Origin of the sequence: Sporosarcina sp. ANT_H38 (assembly GCF_008369195.1) — a bacterium.
Taxonomy (GTDB): domain Bacteria; phylum Bacillota; class Bacilli; order Bacillales_A; family Planococcaceae; genus Sporosarcina.
On record NZ_VOBC01000001.1, the window covers coordinates 387251 to 408989 of the forward strand.

Annotated in this window: 19 protein-coding genes; 16 read left to right on the forward strand and 3 right to left on the reverse strand. The window is 40.5% G+C overall.

Features of this window, described 5'->3' with window-relative positions:
- Window positions 1–371: 371 nt before the first annotated feature.
- Entirely contained in the window at window positions 372–1982 is a 1611-nt protein-coding gene (locus tag FQ087_RS01955) for a putative polysaccharide biosynthesis protein (RefSeq protein ID WP_149578878.1), read from the forward strand.
- A gap of 10 nt (window positions 1983–1992) precedes the next feature.
- Complete coding sequence (locus tag FQ087_RS01960; protein ID WP_149578879.1) at window positions 1993–2712, forward strand: pseudouridine synthase; 720 nt, start codon at window positions 1993–1995, stop codon at window positions 2710–2712.
- A gap of 205 nt (window positions 2713–2917) precedes the next feature.
- Here the strand turns inward: FQ087_RS01960 and FQ087_RS01965 are convergent, their stop codons facing one another.
- Window positions 2918–3139 carry a DeoR family transcriptional regulator gene (locus FQ087_RS01965; protein WP_149578880.1) on the reverse strand — a complete coding sequence of 74 codons (222 nt, stop codon included), beginning with the start codon at window positions 3137–3139 and terminating at the stop codon, window positions 2918–2920.
- A gap of 271 nt (window positions 3140–3410) precedes the next feature.
- On the opposite strand from FQ087_RS01965, the gene pepV reads away from it, so the two are divergent.
- The 5 genes from pepV to FQ087_RS01990 all read left to right on the forward strand — a co-directional run bounded on the left by pepV (window position 3411) and on the right by FQ087_RS01990 (window position 8350).
- Entirely contained in the window at window positions 3411–4817 is a 1407-nt protein-coding gene (gene pepV, locus FQ087_RS01970) for a dipeptidase PepV (RefSeq protein ID WP_149578881.1), read from the forward strand.
- Between the two features lie 2 nt (window positions 4818–4819).
- A complete protein-coding gene (gene dat, locus FQ087_RS01975; RefSeq protein WP_149578882.1) occupies window positions 4820–5674 on the forward strand; it encodes a D-amino-acid transaminase in 855 nt (284 codons plus the stop codon).
- 32 nt (window positions 5675–5706) lie between these two features.
- A complete protein-coding gene (locus tag FQ087_RS01980; RefSeq protein WP_149578883.1) occupies window positions 5707–6687 on the forward strand; it encodes a nuclease-related domain-containing protein in 981 nt (326 codons plus the stop codon).
- A 32-nt stretch (window positions 6688–6719) separates the two neighbouring features.
- The gene (gene trmB / locus FQ087_RS01985; protein ID WP_149578884.1) at window positions 6720–7364 is read left to right on the forward strand and encodes a tRNA (guanosine(46)-N7)-methyltransferase TrmB; all 645 of its coding nucleotides are present in this window, start codon (window positions 6720–6722) and stop codon (window positions 7362–7364) included.
- 140 nt (window positions 7365–7504) lie between these two features.
- Window positions 7505–8350 (forward strand): YtnP family quorum-quenching lactonase, encoded by an 846-nt coding sequence (locus FQ087_RS01990; RefSeq protein ID WP_149578885.1) that lies wholly within the window; start codon window positions 7505–7507, stop codon window positions 8348–8350.
- Window positions 8351–8467: 117 nt separating this feature from the next.
- Here FQ087_RS01990 and FQ087_RS01995 read toward each other — a convergent pair whose 3' ends face one another.
- Window positions 8468–8782 (reverse strand): hypothetical protein, encoded by a 315-nt coding sequence (locus tag FQ087_RS01995; protein ID WP_149578886.1) that lies wholly within the window; start codon window positions 8780–8782, stop codon window positions 8468–8470.
- A gap of 175 nt (window positions 8783–8957) precedes the next feature.
- On the opposite strand from FQ087_RS01995, the gene FQ087_RS02000 reads away from it, so the two are divergent.
- The 9 genes from FQ087_RS02000 to FQ087_RS02045 all read left to right on the forward strand — a co-directional run bounded on the left by FQ087_RS02000 (window position 8958) and on the right by FQ087_RS02045 (window position 19170).
- Entirely contained in the window at window positions 8958–10031 is a 1074-nt protein-coding gene (locus FQ087_RS02000) for a M42 family metallopeptidase (protein WP_149578887.1), read from the forward strand.
- A 73-nt stretch (window positions 10032–10104) separates the two neighbouring features.
- Entirely contained in the window at window positions 10105–10626 is a 522-nt protein-coding gene (locus tag FQ087_RS02005) for a DUF84 family protein (protein ID WP_149578888.1), read from the forward strand.
- A 68-nt stretch (window positions 10627–10694) separates the two neighbouring features.
- Window positions 10695–11210, forward strand: a complete 516-nt coding sequence (locus FQ087_RS02010) for a hypothetical protein (protein WP_149578889.1) — start codon at window positions 10695–10697, stop codon at window positions 11208–11210.
- Between the two features lie 230 nt (window positions 11211–11440).
- Window positions 11441–12259, forward strand: coding sequence for a DUF1444 domain-containing protein (locus FQ087_RS02015; RefSeq protein ID WP_149578890.1), 819 nt, complete (start codon window positions 11441–11443; stop codon window positions 12257–12259).
- Window positions 12256–12861: a YtpR family tRNA-binding protein gene (gene ytpR / locus FQ087_RS02020; RefSeq protein ID WP_149578891.1), complete on the forward strand. Its 606-nt coding sequence runs from the start codon at window positions 12256–12258 to the stop codon at window positions 12859–12861. The genes FQ087_RS02015 and ytpR overlap by 4 nt, the downstream gene beginning before the upstream one ends.
- Window positions 12862–12973: 112 nt before the next feature.
- Window positions 12974–15799 (forward strand): DNA translocase FtsK, encoded by a 2826-nt coding sequence (locus tag FQ087_RS23405; RefSeq protein ID WP_255452116.1) that lies wholly within the window; start codon window positions 12974–12976, stop codon window positions 15797–15799.
- A gap of 115 nt (window positions 15800–15914) precedes the next feature.
- On the forward strand, window positions 15915–17228 hold the full coding sequence (gene murC, locus FQ087_RS02035) for a UDP-N-acetylmuramate--L-alanine ligase (protein WP_149578892.1): 1314 nt from the start codon (window positions 15915–15917) through the stop codon (window positions 17226–17228).
- A gap of 804 nt (window positions 17229–18032) precedes the next feature.
- On the forward strand, window positions 18033–18503 hold the full coding sequence (locus FQ087_RS02040; protein ID WP_149578893.1) for a DUF948 domain-containing protein: 471 nt from the start codon (window positions 18033–18035) through the stop codon (window positions 18501–18503).
- A gap of 67 nt (window positions 18504–18570) precedes the next feature.
- Window positions 18571–19170, forward strand: coding sequence for a YtxH domain-containing protein (locus FQ087_RS02045; protein ID WP_149578894.1), 600 nt, complete (start codon window positions 18571–18573; stop codon window positions 19168–19170).
- Between the two features lie 407 nt (window positions 19171–19577).
- Here FQ087_RS02045 and FQ087_RS02050 read toward each other — a convergent pair whose 3' ends face one another.
- On the reverse strand, window positions 19578–21590 hold the full coding sequence (locus FQ087_RS02050; protein WP_255452117.1) for a cell division protein FtsA: 2013 nt from the start codon (window positions 21588–21590) through the stop codon (window positions 19578–19580).
- Between the last annotated feature and the right edge of the window lie 149 nt (window positions 21591–21739).

Genomic DNA, 21739 nt, shown 5'->3' on the forward strand with positions numbered 1-21739 from the left:
TTAAATAAATGTTTCCAATGAATACTCCTTTGGCGTCTATGCTTAGCATATGTACAGTAGTCAATATTTCGACAAATAGAACAACCTTTAGGCTGCTTTTTCTCCATAATCCAGTGGAGAAAGGTAGCCTGATTTTTCTTGAATTCGAACACTACTAGACTATTTCTGCTATTTTATATTTGGCGACTGCCCATTTAGTTTCACAAGTCTGTACGTTTCGCTCAATACATTTTCGGAGAAAACGTCATACATAATGGGAATTACACTTTGTGTTTTTCGCTAATATCCATAAATGACGGATATTTATTGTGAAAAGCGTTGCCGATAGGGTAAACTGTTAAATAGATTTAGGGAGAATGGAAGGATAAAACATGTCATCGAATCTTGTAAAAGGTACAGCAGTACTTACTATAGGGCTATTTATTTCAAAAGCACTAGGACTTTTGTATGTTATTCCGTTTTATGCAATTGTAGGGAAGGAAAGCGTTGGTCTCTATCAATATGCATATATCCCTTACAACATCGCGTTAGCTATAGCGATATCAGGGGCACCGCTTGCGATTTCCAAATTTGTGGCAAAATATAATGCGCGTGGTGATTATGCAACCGGAAGGAAGCTGTTGAAATCAGGGATGCTTGTGATGTTACTTACAGGTATATTGTCTTTTTTAACGCTTTATTTTTTAGCCGAACCGATTGCGAAACTAGTTCGTAAAAGCGATGAACAAATCTTTACAGTAGAAGAGATTGCCGGCGTCATTCGTTGGGTCAGTTATGCGTTGCTTGCTGTTCCACTTATGAGTATCGTGCGAGGTTTCCTACAGGGGAACCAGAAGATGATGCCGACTTCTGTCTCGCAATTAGTGGAGCAGATTGTGCGTATTATAGTTGTTCTGGCAGGAGCGTTTATTGTCGTGAACTTCATGCATGGATCACCGAGAACTGCAGTTAATTTTGCAGTGTTTGCAGCATTTATTGGAGCGCTTGCAGGACTCGCTGTGCTGTACAAGTATTGGAAAAGTTATAAACCGGAATTCGACTATCTTCTTGTGAATAGTACTTCTTCGAGTGATATTTCATTCGTAGACATGTACAAAGAAGTATTTGCTTATATTTTGCCCTTCGTCCTAGTTGGGGTTATTAATCCCCTTTATCAATTCGTTGATATGATTACATTCAACGAGGCGATGTCTTCGATAGGTTTTGCGAAGGTTTCTGATATCTATTTGTCGATGTTGAACTTTTTAACGCATAAAATCGTCATGATACCAGTCATGGTTGCCACAGGATTTTCGATGGCACTTATTCCGGTCATTACAAGCTATTATGCAAAGAATAATCAAAAAGGGATTACAACTTCACTTGATCAAACCTATCAGATTATGCTGTTCTTGACGGTACCGATAGTTATTGGATTAATCGTACTATCGAATGAGTTTTATCAATTTCTTTATGAAAAAGATGCAATGGGTGCAGAAATATTAGCAAATTATGCCCCGGTCGCTATTTTATTTGGCTTATATACGGTGACGGCGGCTATTCTGCAAGGTATTGATCGACATAAGTGGATTGTTTTCACTTCGTTGCTCGGATTATTTTTCAAACTTGTACTAAATATACCGCTCATCAAATTATTTGAAACGAATGGTGCCATTTTGGCGACTGCAATTGGCTATACAATTGCAGTCGGCATAAATATAGCCATAATTACAAAAGTTCTTCACTATAGGTCCCAGATGGTATTTAGAAGACTAATTCTCATTGTTATTCTAAATGTCATTATGTTTATAACTGTCACATTTACACTAAAAGGTCTGACAGCAATCAGTCCTGCAGATGGTAAAATGCACGCATTTCTCTACATTATGATTTGTGCAGTTGTAGGTGCTGCTATTTACGGTTATCTATCCCTTAAAACGGGTCTCGCACAGAAATTGTTCGGTGAGCGATTGACTAGATTCACCAAGAAATTAGGCTTTTAGGAGGAAAATAATGCGTATAGATAAATTGTTGTCGAATATGGGATATGGTACTCGGAAAGAAGTTAAGCAACTGATGAAAAAAGGATCTGTACAGGTGAATGCAGTGGCGGTGAAAGATGCCGCAATGCATGTTGATACAGTGAAGGATATAGTAACGATACTTGGTGAAAGAGTCGTCTATAAAGAATTTATGTACCTTATGATGAACAAGCCGCAAGGTGTATTGTCTGCCACTGAAGATAAAAGGGATCAGACAGTTATTGATTTATTAGATGAGGAATATAGCATTTTTGAAATGTTTCCTGTTGGCAGGCTAGATAAAGATACGGAAGGTTTTCTGTTGCTAACGAATGACGGAAAGCTTGCGCATAACTTATTGTCACCTAAGAAAGGTGTGGCGAAAACATATTATGCTCATATCGAAGGAATAGTTACTGAAGAAGATACTAAGCGATTTTCAGAAGGAGTTATTCTGGAAGATGGCTATGAGACGAAGCCTGGTCAGTTGGAAATTTTAAAATCAGCCGACATTTCCGAAATTGAATTGACGATTACGGAAGGGAAATATCATCAAGTGAAGCGTATGTTTGAAGCTGTTGATAAGCAAGTTATTTATTTAAAACGTTTATCAATGGGGCCTTTATCCTTGGATGAAAGTCTGACACTAGGGTCGTACCGGGAATTGACAGAAGAAGAATTGCAACAATTAATGCAGATTTCTGGAAAATAAAAAGGGCTGAGCCGTTAGATGCGGTTCAGCTCTTTTTTTGTCTAGCCGCTAGACTCCAAGCCCTTGGATAAAAAGTCGTTTTGTTGTCGGGTTGGACGGTGCCTTGCGTTTTTATTGTAGTCCAGTCTCCAAGCGCCAGCCTTCTGTACCTGCGGGATGCAGATCTGAGAGCTGGCGCTTGGTGCTTTTCTAAGTTATGTGCGGGTCATGAAGATAATTTCACTTTTTTTGCTGTCGTCGTCCATTTACCGCGAACCGGGCTCGTTATGAGCTCGTTGTATTCAAGGACATTTAAGTCCCTTTGGACCGTACGGTGAGTGATACCAAATTCTTCGACCAGGTTTTCAGTAGTTACAGTACCATTATTGAGGATATACAAGTAGATATCCTTGATGCGTGTAAGCATACGATCAGTTGCAGGTTTCAAGTGTGGAATCACCCCTTCATCTTCATTATCCAAAAAATGTTTGGTCATGAGACTTATGAATGTTGCCTAAAGCACGTTGAAATTATCCCTGACGACGCACATCCTTTCGAAAAACTTGAAAAGTCAGATTAAATATCCTGACAATACTAGTATAGCTTATTTTTATAAACATTGCATGATTTTTTTGTGAAAAGTTTGTGAAAGAGGATTCTTCTTTATTTTCTCGCGCTAACGTGTGAAAATAGACATATTGTGAAAGAAGGTGCCTTGAATGTCTAATTGGAAAAATGAAGCTTTGAAAAGGCGAGAATCACTTATACATGATTTACAAAATTTAATCGCCATCCCTTCTGTACTTGATGAAAGTGTGGCAACTGAAGATTTACCATTCGGACCAGAGCCTAAACGTGCGCTCGACTGGCTTTTAGAAGAAGGCCGCAAAGCGGGAATGCTTGTGAAGAATGTAGACAATATGGCGGGACATATTGAGATGGGGGAAGGGGATGAACTCCTCGGAATCCTTTGCCACGTAGATGTCGTTCCGGCAGGAAGTAATTGGTTACATGACCCATTTGGAGGCGTTGTCGAGGACGGCAAGCTGTTTGGTCGTGGTGCTATTGATGATAAAGGCCCCACGATAGCTGCTTGGCACGCGATGAAAATAGTCCGAGATTCGGGTGTTGCACTGAATAAGCGGGTTCGCCTCATTATTGGGACTGACGAAGAAAGTGGCTTTCGATGTGTGAAGCGTTATTTTGAAAAAGAAGAAATGCCGACTATTGGATTTGCACCAGATGCCGATTTTCCAATTATTAATGCGGAAAAAGGGATTGCTTCTATCCTTTTTAAGCAAAAAGCAGTTATGGATGATGAACAACTTCTGCTATTCAAGTCGGGAAACCGGACAAATATGGTTCCGGATTATGCGGAGGCGCACCTGGCAGAACAAGTTGAATTTGACAATGAACAGTTCGTTACCTTTTTAAATATTCATGATGTTACAGGGGGAGTTGCCATTGAGAGCGGTAATACCGTCATCAGTTTAAATGGAAAATCAGCACACGCGATGGAACCTGATAATGGTGTCAACGCTGCTGTACTTCTGGCTTCTTTCTTGAATCGTATTTTAAAAGAAGGTCCATCAAAAGACTTCACACAATTCATGTTTGATGCTTTTGCTAATGAGTCGCGAGGACTTTTCCTAGGTTTGGCGTTCAATGATGAAATGTCAGGCGATACGACACTGAATGCGGGAATCGTGACATACAATCCGGAAAGTGGTGGGGAAATAAACGTTAGCCTGCGTTATTCAGTCAGCTATCCATTTGAGGCGAAATTGACAACATGCATGGAACGGTTAACGGAAACACCTTTTTCGGTCGATATCGGATCGAACTCTGCGCCTCATCATATGGACGCAAATGACCCGCTGATACGGACCTTGCAAGAGGTGTATACTGATCATACCGGAGAACCTGCTGAGTTATTGGCAATCGGGGGAGGTACATATGCCCGAGTCCTTGAAAAAGGAGTTGCTTTTGGAATGCTGTTTCCTGGCAGGGAAGACGTGGCTCATCAGGCAGATGAATATATTTATATAGATGATTTAGTGAAGGCAACTGGGATTTATGCAGATGCAATTAGCCGACTCGTATCTGAAAAAAGGAAAGGGGAATAAGGATGACAGTTTATTTTATTGATGGACAATTCACAGAACGTGAAGGATTGACTATTTCGATTGATGACCGAGGTTATTATTTTGGAGATGGTGTGTATGAAGTAATTAAAGTATATGATGGAGAATTGTATACTGCTGAAGAACATATTAATCGTTTATTTCAAAGTGCTACAAAGATAAAGATGACTATTCCTTATGCTGAAGTGCAATTGATGGAGATTGCACGTGAATTAGTGGAGAAAAATAACATTGTGGTTGGACACGTTTACATCCAAGTGACACGCGGATCCGCTCCGAGAATTCACCATTTCCCTAATCCGTCAGTACCGCCAGTCGTGACTGGATATGCAATCAACAATCCGAGACCTATAGTAGGTATAGAAAATGGAGTAGCGGTTAAGTCAGTAGCAGACGTCCGTTGGTTGCGTTGCGATATTAAAAGTCTTAACTTGCTCGGCAATGTACTTGCTAAGCAAGAAGCGCATGAGGCGGGTTGTATAGAGGCATTGCTTCACCGTGACGGTGTTGTCACGGAAGGTTCCTCATCGAACATGTTTGGGGTAAAAGATGGAATAGTCTATACTCATCCTGTGACAAATCTTATTTTGAATGGAATTACTCGTCAAGTGTTACTTGGACTATGTGAAGAACAAGGAATTCCAGTCGTTGAGAAATCCTTTACACTGGATGAAGCTTTTGCAATGGATGAATTTTTCTTGACGTCAACAACATCTGAAGTGATGCCAGTCATTTCTATCGATGGACATCCTGTAAGTTCTGGAGTAATAGGACCCTTGACAATGAAGTTACAAAAAGCATTCAATGCACAGATCCCATCTTTTATTTCGGGTGAATAATAGTGTACAGTATGTGATTGGAGTGAATGAGCATGGCGCAACTTGTTAAACTGCTCGACTATGTCTCCCGTTACGAACAAGATCTTACGCGCTACCCTTCGCAGTATATCCGTTTAAAAAGGTATCAATGGGAACGTATGAAGACCCAGTGGGAAAGTGGAGCGGATTTATCGGAATGGCATCAGGAGAATGAAGAAGTAGAAGAACCGGAAGAGAGTAAATGGTTTTCCCCTCTACTCCGGGTCTTCGGCCAACGTAAAGATGTTGAGGCAGTGCAAGAACACGACAATAGCGAAGATGAAAAAAGTGATGAAGAAGATAGTTTTGGATTTAGACCAAATCTAATTCACACCCCCTCAAGCCTCGAACATTTAAGAAGACTTTATTTGGAACAGCTTTTTCATTTTCAAATCAAGTGGGTAAGTTCGACGTTAATGGACAAGTCAAGAGTGGATTCACGTTTTTTCCGAGATTCACTTTTACGAAGTTTCGCTCAAAATCTTCCGGATAATTATTTATTATTTTATTATCCAATCTTGCTATTGAAGAAAGCACCTGTTGAACTAGACATTATTATTGTGACACCTGTTGAGTGCATGTGTATTACCGTGCTTGAGAAAGAGGACGTTGCAGCCTTTAGTGGGAGTGGGGACAGATTTTGGCTAAAGAAGCTAGGGGAAAAAGAAACGAAATTTCTTAGTCCGCTTATAGCGCTAAATAGAACTGAAAAAATTGTTTCTAGTATATTGAAAGTACAAGGAATCGATTTCCCTGTACGAAAATATTTGATTTCACGTAACGGGTATATCGATCACCCAGGTTCGGCATTTGATGTTGATATTATTGATAGACGGTCATATGATGACTGGTTTTCCTCCCTTCAGAAAATGTCAGTTCCGATGAAGTCTACGCAATTCAAAGCAGGCCAGGCAATACTTGACATGGGGCAAACAACTTCAATAAGTAGATTATTTGGCGAAGATGATGAACAACAAACAGAAGAAGAGCAATAACCTATAAATAGAAATAGAAAAGAGTGTATACAATGCGGCTTCGCAATAAACCATGGGCAAGAGACTACATGGCAGAACACCCAGATATCTTATTAGCAGAACCAGAAAAAATGATGAATGGTTGGCATACCCTTTTTGGTAATGACAACCCAATACACATTGAAGTTGGATCAGGAATGGGCCAATTTATCATCGGCATGGCAATTGCCAACCCGAATGTGAATTATATAGGAATAGAGCATTTTGATAACGTTATCGTATCTGCGCTTGAAAAGGCTGTTGAAGCAGGGAAGCCATCAAATTTACGACTATTTCGTGCAAATGGAATGGATCTTACAAAGATCTTCCACAAAGGTGAAATAGATCGAGTGTTTTTGAATTTTTCCGATCCATGGCCGAAAACGAGAAATGCTAAAAGAAGGTTAACGCATAAAACGTTTTTAAAGCTCTATGAAGAAGTACTTGCTGAAGGTGGAGAAATTCACTTCAAAACAGATAACCGTCTGTTGTTCGAATTCTCGCTTGTCTCAATGTCTGAGTACGGTATGAAGTTAGGTTATGTATCGCTTGATCTGCATGCAGAAATGCCGGAAGATAATATTATGACTGAATATGAAGAGAAGTTTTCAGCAAAAGGACACCCGATTTATAGGCTTGAATCTCGATTTGCTAATTAATCGCGCATTAACGGGCAGTAAAATCCTGATTTCAAGTCTTTGAGGATGTAAGAAGACTTGAAGATGGGGATGAAGAAAATCCCGCTGATTGAAGAATAACTATTTGATTGAATTAGACCAGGGAATGGGAGGATGTTTCTATGGATACATATACATTTCATGATATGACGTTGACATGGCTGGATGGTAGTGGCAATTTTTTAGATGGTGGTACTATGTTTGGGGTTGTTCCAAAAGCGCTTTGGTCAAGGCGCTATGAAGCGGATGAACATAATCGTATAAAAATGAGAAACGATCCTATTCTAATTCAGTATGAAGGAAAAAATATATTGATTGACACGGGGCATGGAAAAGGAAAACTTAGTGAGAAGATGATGAAAAATCTAGGTATTGTTGAAGAGGCTAAGGTTTTGGGGAACCTTGCTGAGCTTAGTTTATCACCGGAAGATATCGATATTATTCTTATGACACACTTGCATAATGACCATGCAGCAGGTTTAACGGAATGGCGTGAAGGGAGTCTTGTTTCAGTTTTCCCGAATGCTGATATCTATGTTTCACAAACCGAATGGAATGAAATGCGTAATCCGAATATCCGTTCAAGGAATACATACTTGAAAGAGAACTGGGAACCTGTACAACAACAGGTGAAGACATTCGAGGGAAGCATCTCTATTATTCCAGAAATCGAAATGATTCATACAGGTGGTCATAGCGATGGCCATAGCGTTATCAAATTGACTCAAAATGGTGAAACAATTCTCCATATGGCCGACATTATGCCTACGCAAGCGCATAATAATCCGTTATGGGTTCTAGCTTTTGATGATTACCCAATGACGTCAATTTTTGCAAAAGAGAAATTGATGAAAGAAGCGCTTGCAGGGGGCTACAAATTCATTTTTTATCACGACGCCTACTATAGACTTGTGAAATGGGATGTAAGTGGAAAAGAAATTATCGAATCCGTTAAAGTATCTATATAATAAAAACCGTCACATTACCGGGGAAATCCGGAAATGTGACGGTTTTTATAATAGATTAAGAAAGTATAAGTTTTCACCCTTAACCGGTGTCTATTTCTAAACGTTCGGGGTATTGTTTTATGCTTTTACTAACTCAACAACTGTACCCGTTTTTGCATCTGCTGCAAATTCGAATTGTTCTAGTTCGCCTTCTTTAATGCGCGAAATGCCACCGCGGTAAACATCCATTGTAATGACGTTGTTCTTGAATGGCTCAGTTTTCATGACAATCCATGAGCCATCTATCGGACCTTCACTTTTAAAGGCATCTTTTATTGTGTTTAATACAGAATCAGCTGATACATTTTGGTTAACGCGATCGATTGTTTCGCTGACAACAATACCAGCTGCAACTCCCGTTAATACACCTGCAAGGAAATCTGTTAATTTCATTCTAATTACCCCCTATAGTCGGTATTTCAAACAGTGTACCACAAATTTACTTATCTTTGCCAAGTAAGTATTTAGAGGGGATAATTCGACTTCCGAATTAAACGGTGGATAGTTTCTGAATAATCGACTACACTATTTATAGTAGGATATACATAAAAAGTGGGGGGACTATTCAATGCAAAAAGATACACTTGAAATGTTTAGAACTTTGACTGAACTTCCAGGTGCACCGGGTAATGAGCACGCAGTGCGTAACTATATGCGTGGGGAACTTGGTAAGTATTCCGATGAGCTGATTCAAGATAACCTCGGCGGCATTTTCGGTATACGAAAAGGACCTAAGGATGGTCCGCGTATATTGGTGGCGGGTCATATGGATGAAGTCGGGTTTATGGTCAGTCAAATTACCGACAACGGAATGATTCGTTTCCAGCCGCTTGGCGGATGGTGGAACCAGGTGTTGCTTGCGCAGCGCGTGGAAATTATTACAGAAAATGGTCCAGTTATAGGGGTCATCGGATCGATTCCTCCGCATCTGTTAAGTGATGAATTGCGCAATAGACCTATGGATATTAAAAACATGTTGATTGATATCGGCGCAGATGATAAAGAAGATGCGAAGAAAATCGGCATCCGCCCAGGTCAACAAATTGTTCCGGTCAGCCAGTTTACTCCTATGGCGAACAACAAGAAAATACTTGCCAAAGCGTGGGATAATCGCTACGGTTGCGGACTTGCAATCGAGTTATTGAAAGAAGTGCATAATGAAAAATTGCCTAATAATTTGTATTCCGGAGCTAACGTTCTTGAAGAAGTTGGCCTCCGCGGTGCTGCGGCGTCCGCAACGATGATCAATCCGGATCTGTTTTTTGCACTTGATGCAAGTCCAGCAAATGATGCAACAGGTGACAAAAATGAATTTGGTCAACTAGGCAAAGGAACATTACTTCGTATATTTGACCGCTCGATGATTACTCACCGTGGTTTGCGTGAATTTATCCTTGATATGGCGGAAACACACAATATCCCTTATCAGTATTTCATCTCGCAGGGCGGAACGGATGCAGGGCGCGTCCATACGTCGAATGAAGGAGTTCCGAGTGCTGTAATTGGTATTTGTTCACGCTACATTCACACATCGGGATCAATCATCCATACGGACGACTACGCCGCGGCAAAGGAGCTTCTCGTGAAACTTGTTAAAGCGTGTGATAAGACTACGGTAGAAACAATAAAAAACAACGTATGATCTGAATCCGTCCTTGCGCTTTAAAATTGCGTATTGGACGGTTTTCTATTTGGATGAATGGAGGAGAATACAAATGGAATTTATGATTGGGTCCACAAATCCCGCAAAAGTGAACGCCGCTAAGAAAGTTCTGGCAATTCACTTTCCGAAGGCACTTCTTGCTGAGGCTGAAGTTGGATCAGGTGTTTCTGAACAGCCTTTTGGTGATGATGAAACCAGGCTCGGTGCTATCAATCGTGCACTGCGCGCTGCGGGTATGAAAGTGGGGGTAATTGGAATTGGGCTGGAGGGAGGTGTCCGTATTCTTGAAGGACAGATGTATCTTTGTAACTGGGGTGCATTGAAACTTCCTGATGGGACAAAGTTTACTGCGGGAGGCGCGCAGATTCCATTGCCGAGGGAGATTGCAGATGAGTTGAGGGCAGGGAAAGAACTGGGACCGGTTGTAGATTTTTATTTCAAATCGAGTGGTATCCGAAATAAAGAAGGGGCTATAGGTATGTTGACAGCGAACGCTGTAAAACGTGATGAGCTATTCGAACATGTATTACAACTCCTAATAGGACAATATAAATACCATCTAAAGTCTCAATAGGTTGCAACTACTTTGAAACAACATTAAAATGATAAATAGTGTTTAAATTAATGATTGGGGGAAATCGAATGTTCCGACAGTGGAAATTCATATTCCTGTTGGCAATATCCGTATTAGCGCTTGCGGCATGCGGTAAGTCGCTCGACGAAAGTGTCACTTCAGGGGTCGAAGGGGCGAGAGAAGCATTTCATTCGAACGATAAAAATCGCACAGAAGAAATTGACGGTATTAAACTACACAAGCCTGTTGGTTTTAAAATTAGTGATAAGTCAGATGCACAAAATATTGTCTTTACAAAAAACGAAGAAACTTTCATCCTTTTCGTCAATCCAAATGAAGAGAGTGACAGTAAACTGTTTTATGATTTGCTTCTGGCAGATAAAAGCAAAGAAATTATCGAGCAAGCAACATTTACAGATGCAGGTACATTCGGCTTTACAGCGGTAGTGAAAAGCGACAATGACGAAGTTGAGCTTATTACTAGCGTTGGTGGATCCAAAATGACCACTATGACGAAAAAAGGAAACATTGAAAAAAACCTAATAAGAATGATGGAAATCGTACGTTCTATCAAGCAGGATTAGAAGCACCTTTCTGAAAAAGGATATGAGAGTATAAGTGTTCCGACACGGAATAGTGTCTAGGCGCCAGCCGTGCTTGCAAGGATGCAGGTATGCTGTTAGGAGGGATTGAACTACATCCCTCCTTGTTGCGATAGGACGTCGCGATTTAAGACTGCCTTCCTTTATCGACTTATGCCTGTCGCGTCTAGAAGGCGCCTTACGCTTTTTATATGAAAGGAGGAATTATGTAGATGAATTCTGCGCAGCTTGTTGAACTATTAAAAGAGCATCTTCCGTCCGAGCATTTCAAGTGGCGGTTTGATCGGAAAACAGATAAGGTTCGTTTAGAGCATTCGGTTCTGAAAAAAGGAATGGATATTTCGCTACCTGAAATTCTTGTGAAGTATGAACAGAAAAAAGAAGCTGCAATAAATGAAATAGTCTACACAATCGGTGAGACATTCAAAGCAATGGAAAAGGAGCAATTGAAAGGGTTTTCTGTTGAAAACACTATTTATCCAGTAATTAGGTCCTCATCATTTCCCGGGAAGTCTGCAGCCGGACATCATTTTCTTACGAAGGAACACACAGCTGAAACACGTATCTATTACGCACTTGACCTTGGAACGACCTATCGGTTAATTGATGAAAGTATGCTGGAGAACCTTGGAATGACTGAACAGGAGATAACAGAGTCTGCGTTATTCCGTGTAAGAGCATTACCGACTGCGATGAAGAAGGATGAAGTGTCGGGTAATATATATTACTTTATCAACAATAACGACGGTTATGATGCGAGTAGAATATTAAACAGCGCATTCTTGAAAGAGATGGAAGGCAAGATTGAGGGGCATATGACCGTCTCAGTCCCTCACCAAGATGTGCTTATTATTGGTGATATTAGGAATGATACAGGGTACGATGTACTTGCTCAGATGGCTATGCATTTCTTTACGACAGGCTCTGTACCGGTTACATCATTGTCATTCATATATGAAGATGGAAAACTGGAACCAATTTTTATCATGGCGAAAAATCGTTTGGCAAGAAGGGAAGGAAAGAAAAAATGAACGTGTTTTATAACTTAAATGGTGTTGGAGATGTATTGCTTGTACAAATTGCAACTACAGGTCCAGAAGCCATCATAACTAAATCATATGGAGATGTTACGTTAATCCATGACGAAGTGACCGGAGAATTGGCTGCTATTAACCTTTTTAATGCATCATCTTACATCAAAGTCGAAGCGGCGGGAGAAGTTGAGATGACTGAAGAAGTGGTTAGCCAACTACAAGAAGCACTTCTGAAGAATGGTGCTGAGATCAAACTTGACGTAGATATTACACCGAAATTCGTTGTAGGACATATTCTTACAAAAGAAAAGCATCCGAATGCTGATAAATTAAGTGTCTGTATAGTCGATGTAGGCAGCGAAACTGTTCAAATAGTTTGCGGTGCACCAAACGTAGATGCAGGACAGAAGATTGTTGTCGCAAAAGTAGGAGCTGTTATGCCTTCAGGGATGGTTATTCGTGATGCAGAACTGCGAGGAGTTCCATCAGCCGGAATGATTTGTTCAGCTAAAGAACTTGGTTTGCCTAACGCGCCCGAAGAAAAGGGGATTTTAGTGCTAGACGACCAGGCAATTGTAGGGGAAATATTCACTAAGTAAAAGAACAAAAAGCGTGCCGTTAAGGCACGTTTTTTTATTTCACTGATTTGATTTGATTTAGTTGTGTCAATACTGTTAAAATAGACTGATTGACATGAAAAGAGTGATAGTCTTGAGTTGGTTTAAAACAATTGTAGACCGGTTATTTGGACCGGATGAAGACAACGATGAATTGAAACCGAATTATGAAGAATTAGAAAATGAAGTTGACGAATCAGAAAATAATATCGAAACAAAGAACGATGCATCATTTCGCTTTCCTATTATCTCAGATGCAGAAATATACGGTTGGGATGATGATTCTATTACTAAAGTTGATTATCCAAAATCCACATCAAAAGTTAAAGATGAGGACGATAATTATGAAACAAAACCGCTTTACGAAAATGCAAAATGGCCGAGTGATAATAGAACAATCAATATCTTCAGGGCTGAATCTACGATAAAGTATGGAGCAGAAAAGAAAGAAAAAAGAAGAGCTCTTTCTACCCCGAAAAAAGCTCTTCAGGAGGAACTTCCTTCGAAAGTGAATGCAACAGTACAAAAACGTTCGAGTAAACCATTTATACCGACCGCAGTACCTTCTCCGGTTTATGGATTCACCAATCCAAGGAGAGATTTATCGACACCGATGAAAGTGGAAGAAGTGAAGGAACCACCTCTAAAAGAAGAGGGATTTATCACAGAACAACAGTTGCAACAGATTGATAATTTTCTGAATGAAAAGGAAAAAACAAGCAGTATGCCAGTTTTGACTGGAGATTTCTTGATTAAGAATAACAGCAGTGAAGACACTCCTAGTGGGATAGAGTTGCCAGAAGTTGAAGTTTACGAAATAGCATCGACAGTAACTGAGGACGAAGAGATAATATCCATACCAAATATTCTAGAGCCTACTAAGGATGAAATCCCTGAAGTCGAATCTATTGTGGTTAAAGAGAACTTTCACGGAATCATTTTGGATGATGTAGAACATACTAAGAATGAGTTTGCTGAAGTAGAAATAGAGCCTTTCTCTGGGGTTACTGAATTGGTAGAAGAACAAGTTCAAGAACAAGTTCAAGTCCAAGTGCAAGACCAAGTTCAAGACCGAGTGCAAGACCAAGTGCAAGACCAAGTGCAAGACCAAGTGCAAGACCAAGTTCAAGACCGAGTGCAAGACCAAGTGCAAGACCAAGTGCAAGACCAAGTTCAAGACCAAGTGCAAGACCAAGTGCAAGAACAAGTTCAAGAACAAGTTCAAGAACAAGTTCAAGAACAAGTGCAAGACCAAGAACAAGACCAAGAACAAGTTCTAGAAATAAAAAAAGAACGAATTGTTCCATTCAATGTATTGATGTTGAAGTCCGATAAAGAGAAACTTAAAGCAGAAAAACTTTTTAGTCCGCAAGTTTCAATCGAAAACAAAGAAGTAACTATCTCTGAGCCGATAAGTATTAAACCTTTAGTCGATGTCCGAGAAGAAGTTTTAGCAGATTCGAACGAAATAGCTGACGAAACCTTAGAAGAAGAGGAACCTTATTACGCTTTCCCGTCACTGGACTATCTGATTCCACCTGAATCGCAAATCGAGGATACAGAGTGGCTGGAATCACAATCTGAAAAACTTGAGGAAGCGTTGTCGCACTTTGCGGTCAAAGCGACCGTCATTGAAGCGATGCAAGGACCGACAGTCACACGGTTTGAACTAACTGTCGGAGTAGGGACTAAAGTGAGTAAAGTTCGTAACTTGACAGATGACTTGAAACTGGCACTTGCAGCAGAAGATATACGTATCCAAGCACCGATCCCTGGAAGAAGTTCTATCGGAATTGAAATCCCAAATCGGAAGACGAGACCAGTTCGTATATCCGAAGTTATCGCAACAGAGCAGTTTAGAGCATCTACGTCACCTCTTGAGGCTGTACTCGGATTAAGCCTAACTGGATCACCAGTAACCTTAGATCTTCGGAAAATGCCACATGGTATGATTGCAGGGGCTACAGGTTCTGGTAAATCCGTCTGCATTAACTCTATTTTGGTCAGCTTGCTTTACAAAGCTTCGCCGACAGATTTGAAAATGATGCTGATAGATCCTAAAATGGTTGAACTTGCACCATTTAACGGTATTCCGCATCTAATCAGTCCTGTAATTACGGACGTCAAAGCCGCGACCGCTGCATTAAAATGGGCGGTAGCAGAAATGGAAAGACGTTACGAGTTGCTAGCCCATGCAGGTGTAAGGGATATTGAGCGTTACAACAAAGCGGTGGTAGAAAGTCGCCGCTTCTCTTTGAAGATGCCATATCTTCTAATTGTGATTGATGAACTTGCTGATTTAATGATGATGGCGCCGGCAGATGTCGAAGTGTCAATTAGCCGAATTGCACAAAAAGCACGTGCGTGCGGTATACACTTGATCATTGCAACACAGCGTCCTTCTGTAGATGTTATTACAGGTACAATTAAAGCGAATATCCCAACACGAATCGCATTTTCTGTTTCATCACAAATCGATTCTAGAACAATAATCGATTCCCCTGGAGCAGAAAGGCTACTTGGGAAAGGTGACATGCTCTACATTGGAAATGGGCAATCTTCTGGTGTAAGGTTGCAAGGGACATTTGTCACGGATGAAGAAATAGAGCGTATAATAGAACACGTTCGGAATGAGGCAACACCAAATTATTTATTTGGGCAAGAAGACCTTCTTGCAAGTAGTATTGAAGAAGAAGGGACCGATACGCTTTTTGAAGAGGCTTGTCTCTTTATCCATGAAACAGGCAGTGCATCGACGTCTCTGTTACAACGTAATTTTAGTATTGGCTACAATCGGGCAGCCAAACTAATGGACCGATTGGAAAAGAGCGGCTTCATCTCAGGTCCACGTGGGAGTAAGGCACGTGATGTCTTTTTGACTGAAAGTGATCTCGATAGACTTACGGATCGTATGGAGTAATTAATAGGCCTTGGCAATGCGTGCTGTAAATCAAAATGTTTAAATGAAGAATGTATAGAAATAAGTTATTGATATTTAATTAAAGGGAACAGAAATGATCCCAGGAGGTTGCATTATGACGTTGTTCCATTTTACTGGCATTAAGGGCGCTGGAATGAGCTCGCTCGCACAAATTCTTCATGATTCTAAGAATGAAGTACAAGGTTCAGACGTGGAGAAATGGTTCTTTACAGAAGATCCACTCCATGAACGACAAATAACTATATTGGAATTCGATGAAAATAATATTAAAGAAGGCATGACAGTTATCGCTGGAAATGCCTTCCCAGACAGTCATCCAGAACTTGTAAGAGCAAATGAGCTTGGGCTAGAAGTTATTCGGTACCATGATTTTTTAGGAAAGTATATGGAGAAATTCATATCTGTCGGAGTTACAGGTTCACACGGTAAAACTTCGACTACTGGCTTACTTGCTCATGTGTTGTCTGGGCATTCGCCAACTTCATATTTAATTGGTGATGGTACGGGTAGCGGTCCTGCTGATAGTGAGTACTTCGTATTCGAAGCTTGCGAATATAAAAGACATTTTCTGGCATACGAACCAGACTATGCTATTATGACGAATATCGACTTTGATCACCCAGACTATTTTAAGGATTTAGCGGATGTGATGGACGCATTTGGTGAAATGGCACTCCGAGTGAAAAAAGCGCTTATTGCCTGTGGTGATGATAGACACTTACAAAAAATCCAGGCTAATGTTCCAGTGTTATATTATGGATTTGAAGATTCGAATGATTTTGCTGCGAAAAATATTAATAAAACTGTGGAAGGTTCATCCTTCGATGTTTTTGTTAGGAATGAATTTTATCACAAGTTTACAATATCGCTGGCTGGGGATCATGCAATCTTGAATTCGTTAGGCGTAATTGCGCTCTGTCATTATGAAGGAGTAAAAGCTTCTACTATTCAAGAAAAACTATCTACATTTCATGGTGTTAAAAGGCGATTCACTGTATTGGAAATAGAGGATCGGATTATTGTGGATGACTATGCTCATCACCCAACTGAAATCCGGGCGACATTGCAAACCGCGCAACAGAAATACCCTGACCGTGAAGTTGTTGCGATATTCCAACCGCATACATTTACGCGAACCGCTGCTCTTTTGGATGAATTTGCAGATAGTCTTTCAACTGCTGACCATGTCTATTTATGTGATATATTCGGGTCTGCACGTGAAAAGGCAGGTAATTTAACAATTAATGATCTGGTTAAAAAAATTCCAGGCGCAAAACATCTTGAGCTCGATGATAATGAATCACTTGGATCTCATGGGAATGCAGTATACCTCTTCATGGGTGCAGGCGATGTTCAGAAATACATGAGTGAATTCAAGTCTTATCTTGAAAGTGATGAAACAGTTTAACTTCATTCAGTAGGGGTTAAAACCCTGCTGAATTGTGGAAATCTGGCTAACATCCTTACTAGATCAGGGCGCTACATATGTTGAAGTATTGAATACGGTAGGTATTCGAACCCAGCATAGAAGCCATGCAGGGGCATCCGCAGCGTTATTCAATGGAATCATTCAATCACTTAATATACGTTGTACTTGTGGTAATTAAAAACAGCTTGACCCTGGATCGGGAAAATTCAACTTGATCCAGCGGCAGCTGTTTTTTTCGTAAGTTTATCACTTCTGTTTATTGACTAAAAATAACCAGTAAATAACTTAATCTCCCCCTGTTGCACTTGTATAGTTGCGCTTTGAAGTGAATGACTTCTAGTACGATTACCGAGGTGTCTGGATGTTTAGGGAAGTCCTTCGTCCGTATCGCTCAAAATGCATAAGTACACAGAGTACTGAAGATTTTTGGAACGAAAAAAATAGCTGGCTTCTTACCTGGAGAAAATCCGCCAAAGATACAATTTTGGCGGCTGATGCTTCAATCTGTCATGAATAGTTAGTCGAAAGCGGTCCGAAAATAATCCAGTGAAAATGGACCCTTATATTAAGGTCCTACATACCTCCTGCTTTTTGGGTTTAACAAGGCACTTGAGCTATTCTTATTTGAGGATTGATAGAATTAGTGAAGAAATAAAATGATTTCTATTTTAGTGAAGGAAATTGAAGTTTAATGTCGAAGAAGGTAATAGAAGTTGTATAATGTTTACTTTACCAATGATAAGGGTAGACAATGTTATATGAGTATTTGAAGGAGGCAGTGCCATGGAAAATTTATTGTACATAGCGGCAATTGTCGCTGCAATCGCATTTTTGATTTTATGCATTAGTTTAGCGAGGACCCTTTCCTCATTAAAGATCACATTGCAAAGTGTTTCTGGAACAATGGAAGGGTTAACGCAACAACTTGAAGGAGTAACGACTGAAACAACAGAACTTCTTCATAAAACAAATACCCTTGCTGAAGATATCCTGCAGAAATCTGAAAAGTTGAATACGGTCGTCGACGCCGTGAAGGGTGTCGGAGAGTCTGTCACAGGACTCAATACTACCGTTCGAAGGGTTTCTAGCAATATTGCTACTGAAGCGGAACGGAACAGCGACAAGATTGCACAAGTCGTTCAATGGAGCAATGTTGTTATCGATGTACTAGGCAAGGTAAAGGAACGGAAAACGGGTACTACAATTACGAAGGGCTGGACTGCTTACAAGCCGGTGCCAGGCCAAAAGAGATAACTTAATCCATTGAAGAACTTATATATGCGGCTCGAAAAAATTGTTTTAAAAACAGGAGGAATTAGACATGAGTGAAGAACACAAAGGGAATCCAAATTATAATGATCCACAATTCAATACAGGTAACAGGGGTTATGAAAATGCGTATGGTGAACCATCATATCTACCTGCAAATTATAACAAGAACTATACAGATTCATTCTATGATGAAAATGAAAGTTCAGGAGCTGGAAGCTTCTTGGTTGGTGCACTTGTTGGAGGAGTTATCGGAGCAGCTGCTGCACTATTCCTGGCACCAAAAACAGGCAGTGAAATGAGAGAAAACCTTACAACTCAAGCAACTCAGCTGAAAGGCAAGAGTATTGAAATTAGTTCTGTTGCAAAAGAAAAAGCAACTGAATTGACAACAGTCGCAAAAGAAAAAACTGGTGAAATATCGAAAACAATCCAAGAACAATCTGGACAACTTGTCGATAAAGTGAAATCAATGAAAACGAAAACATCTGTACCGATGGATGATGGAACAGCATCTTCGGAAGGTGAAGAATCCATTGATTTCATTGATACCGCTAAATCCAATATTGAAAATTCTATTGACGCTGTAGAAGAAAACGTGACTACTACTGCAGAAGCGATGAAAAAAGCAGTTGTAGGAAAAGCTAACTAACAACTATAAACACAATTCCTGCAACCAAAAAAAATAAAAAAATACGTTAAAAAGTCCGTTTACTCAGATCTGAGTAAACGGACTTTTTTTAGATAAGAAATTATAGGTTTTAGACAAAGAACAATGTTTAGCTTCGCGCGCCAGACGTTCGGGGCATAAGTGGTCCGCAATTTGCCTGGTACGTTGCTGTTTTGCTTAGAGAGAGATCCCTACTCGGCGGTTGAAGTGCGCCTTTTTGTTGCGACAGGAAGTCACAATTGTAGACTAGCGTTCTTTATCAATTATGCCTGTCGACGCTGGACAGCTCCTTGGCTTTTCTTATTGCTAAGGAAGTAATGAAATCTCGTACTATGGATAATTTACAACATTGGGATTTCAATTCTTAACTCCAGGCGCATGAACTTTTGCTATGTGAAGCTAATTTCAAGTCTATCACCACCGAAAATAGCATCGTTGAATCCGATTGGTGTCCCGTTTCGAAGCAATTTATAATTACTTGATGAGTTTTCAGGCAAACTATAATCTGAAAATGCAAAGCTGTCGCCAAAAGTGATGGGATCTTCACTTAGTGATATGAAATCGAGGCGATCACCAGGTTTTACCTTGGCGGAGACTTCGACATCACGTCCGTTCAAAGTGAGTGCAAGCCGTGGTTTTCGAATTGTAACGGATTCACCATTAAATAGTACCGTTATTATATCGCATACCTTTTTACCAATCTCAGATATAACTTCATCTACGGTAGGTAGAGGCGGTTTGAGGATTGTAATTCGATCCCCCTCTTTAACTATGTGCGTTGTCTGCACCAGAGCCTCCATAATGAAGAATTCAGTGTTTCTTTTTTTCAAGTTAATCGTTTTTTTGTTAACCGATACAGTAAATGCATTATTGTTTGTAAGGTCACTTTGATTTGTTTTTTCAAACGCCGCCGCAACTGTTCGTTCATGTGAAACTGTAATTTTATCGCGGTCTTGGATCACTGTATCAATAGTTTTCAGATTTCCGTTAATACGAATAATTGGTTCTAATTTCACACCAACTCCATCAATTGTTACGTTGATAGCCATCATATCCTCGACAAGGTCACGTACGGCGGCAGTTGCGTTATTGCCGTCACGACCAGGGATTAAGTCAATCGCATCGCCGTTTTTAATGGAGTCTTTCGTGCTTGTTTTCTTTCCGTTCAATAGAATTGTCGAGGGAATACCGTGTTCTCCTGGTATCATAATATCATTGTCATTTACGGTCACAGTCATTCCGAGACCGGGCATACCGTATAGTTGACGAGCTTTAATGTTCGCAGCAAGTAGCGCATCGCTGACTGTCATTTCTTTTAATTCGAAAAGTCGCAGCACCTTGTCGTTTACAGAAACGGACATATAGTGAATCGGTGCTCTTCTTGCTGCTATAGCGATGCCGATTGGTGTGACGAGTTCTGGTGAAGAGGCGATACCAGGTTCCAATGTGACTCCAGACAGTGCTTCCAATCCACGAATACCAACCCTGTTTTCAGGCAAGCCTAGGCATATACTAATTTCTTTAGTAAGCCCCGGGGTTAAGCTTCCACCACCAACTACCATAACTGCTTTAGGGGCAACTCCATTGTTTAGTCGCTTGATTTCATCAGAAATAGATTTTGCAAGCTGATCCACAGCAGGTTTGATAATAGCAGTTACATCACTTGATGCAACATCCTGTTCAAAACCAAGGATATCTGTCATGACAATCATTTCTTCTGTTGAAATGCTCCTTTTTGCAATTTCGGCAAGTGGAAAGTCCAGGAGGTAATGGTTGCTTAGCGCTTCCGTAATTTCATCGCCCGCATGAGGTACCATACCATAAGCCACAACGGTATTATTATCCGTAATGGCTATATCTGAAGTCCCTGCACCTATATCGACAAGCGCAACGTTAAGACGTCTCATGGAAGGTGGGATAAGGACGTTTATAGCTGCAATCGGTTCTAGTGTCAGGGCTTCCATTTTGAGTCCGGCACGTTTAAGTGCCGAAAGCAGTGATTCGACTACGACCCGTGGAAGGAATGTCGCAATAACATCGACAGAAGCAGACCTGCCAGCCTGATCTAGCAAGCTGCCTATTTCATCACCTTCGAGTTTATAGTGAAGTACGGAATAACCAACACAATAATAATAATCGTCTTTTGTAACTGCATCGGATGACAGCAGTGTTTGCTGGGCTTGTTGGACTGCTGCCAGTTCCAACCGATTGACGTCTTCGACAGAAATGAGCGATCTTTCTGATATATCGATAGCCATTGATCCTACTGACGTTTTCAAAGCTCGACCTGCTGCAGCAACACTGACTAGTTTCAACGGACCGTGCTTTTCCTCTAGTATTCCCTTAATTTCTAAAATGACGTTTGCAACACTTATAATGTTATGTATTTGTCCGTCAATCATTGAACGTTCTTTATGTTCAATCGATACAAGATCAGCAACATGAAAAATACCTTGGTCTTCGTTTAGGATGATTCCGACGACGGAGCGTGTCCCAATGTCGAGTGCAAATAATGTAGTAGCCAGAACTTTTCATCCTTTCTGTCGATAAA

Bases quoted from the DNA above. Each gene is read 5' to 3' on its own strand.
- FQ087_RS01955 (WP_149578878.1), top strand. From the start codon at position 372: ATGTCATCGAATCTTGTAAAAGGTACAGCAGTACTTACTATAGGGCTA.
- FQ087_RS01960 (WP_149578879.1), top strand. From the start codon at position 1,993: ATGCGTATAGATAAATTGTTGTCGAATATGGGATATGGTACTCGGAAA.
- pepV (WP_149578881.1), top strand. From the start codon at position 3,411: ATGTCTAATTGGAAAAATGAAGCTTTGAAAAGGCGAGAATCACTTATA.
- dat (WP_149578882.1), top strand. From the start codon at position 4,820: ATGACAGTTTATTTTATTGATGGACAATTCACAGAACGTGAAGGATTG.
- FQ087_RS01980 (WP_149578883.1), top strand. From the start codon at position 5,707: ATGGCGCAACTTGTTAAACTGCTCGACTATGTCTCCCGTTACGAACAA.
- trmB (WP_149578884.1), top strand. From the start codon at position 6,720: ATGCGGCTTCGCAATAAACCATGGGCAAGAGACTACATGGCAGAACAC.
- FQ087_RS01990 (WP_149578885.1), top strand. From the start codon at position 7,505: ATGGATACATATACATTTCATGATATGACGTTGACATGGCTGGATGGT.
- FQ087_RS01995 (WP_149578886.1), bottom strand. From the start codon at position 8,782: ATGAAATTAACAGATTTCCTTGCAGGTGTATTAACGGGAGTTGCAGCT.
- FQ087_RS02000 (WP_149578887.1), top strand. From the start codon at position 8,958: ATGCAAAAAGATACACTTGAAATGTTTAGAACTTTGACTGAACTTCCA.
- FQ087_RS02005 (WP_149578888.1), top strand. From the start codon at position 10,105: ATGGAATTTATGATTGGGTCCACAAATCCCGCAAAAGTGAACGCCGCT.
- FQ087_RS02010 (WP_149578889.1), top strand. From the start codon at position 10,695: ATGTTCCGACAGTGGAAATTCATATTCCTGTTGGCAATATCCGTATTA.
- FQ087_RS02015 (WP_149578890.1), top strand. From the start codon at position 11,441: ATGAATTCTGCGCAGCTTGTTGAACTATTAAAAGAGCATCTTCCGTCC.
- ytpR (WP_149578891.1), top strand. From the start codon at position 12,256: ATGAACGTGTTTTATAACTTAAATGGTGTTGGAGATGTATTGCTTGTA.
- murC (WP_149578892.1), top strand. From the start codon at position 15,915: ATGACGTTGTTCCATTTTACTGGCATTAAGGGCGCTGGAATGAGCTCG.
- FQ087_RS02040 (WP_149578893.1), top strand. From the start codon at position 18,033: ATGGAAAATTTATTGTACATAGCGGCAATTGTCGCTGCAATCGCATTT.
- FQ087_RS02045 (WP_149578894.1), top strand. From the start codon at position 18,571: ATGAGTGAAGAACACAAAGGGAATCCAAATTATAATGATCCACAATTC.
- FQ087_RS02050 (WP_255452117.1), bottom strand. From the start codon at position 21,590: ATGATTGACGGACAAATACATAACATTATAAGTGTTGCAAACGTCATT.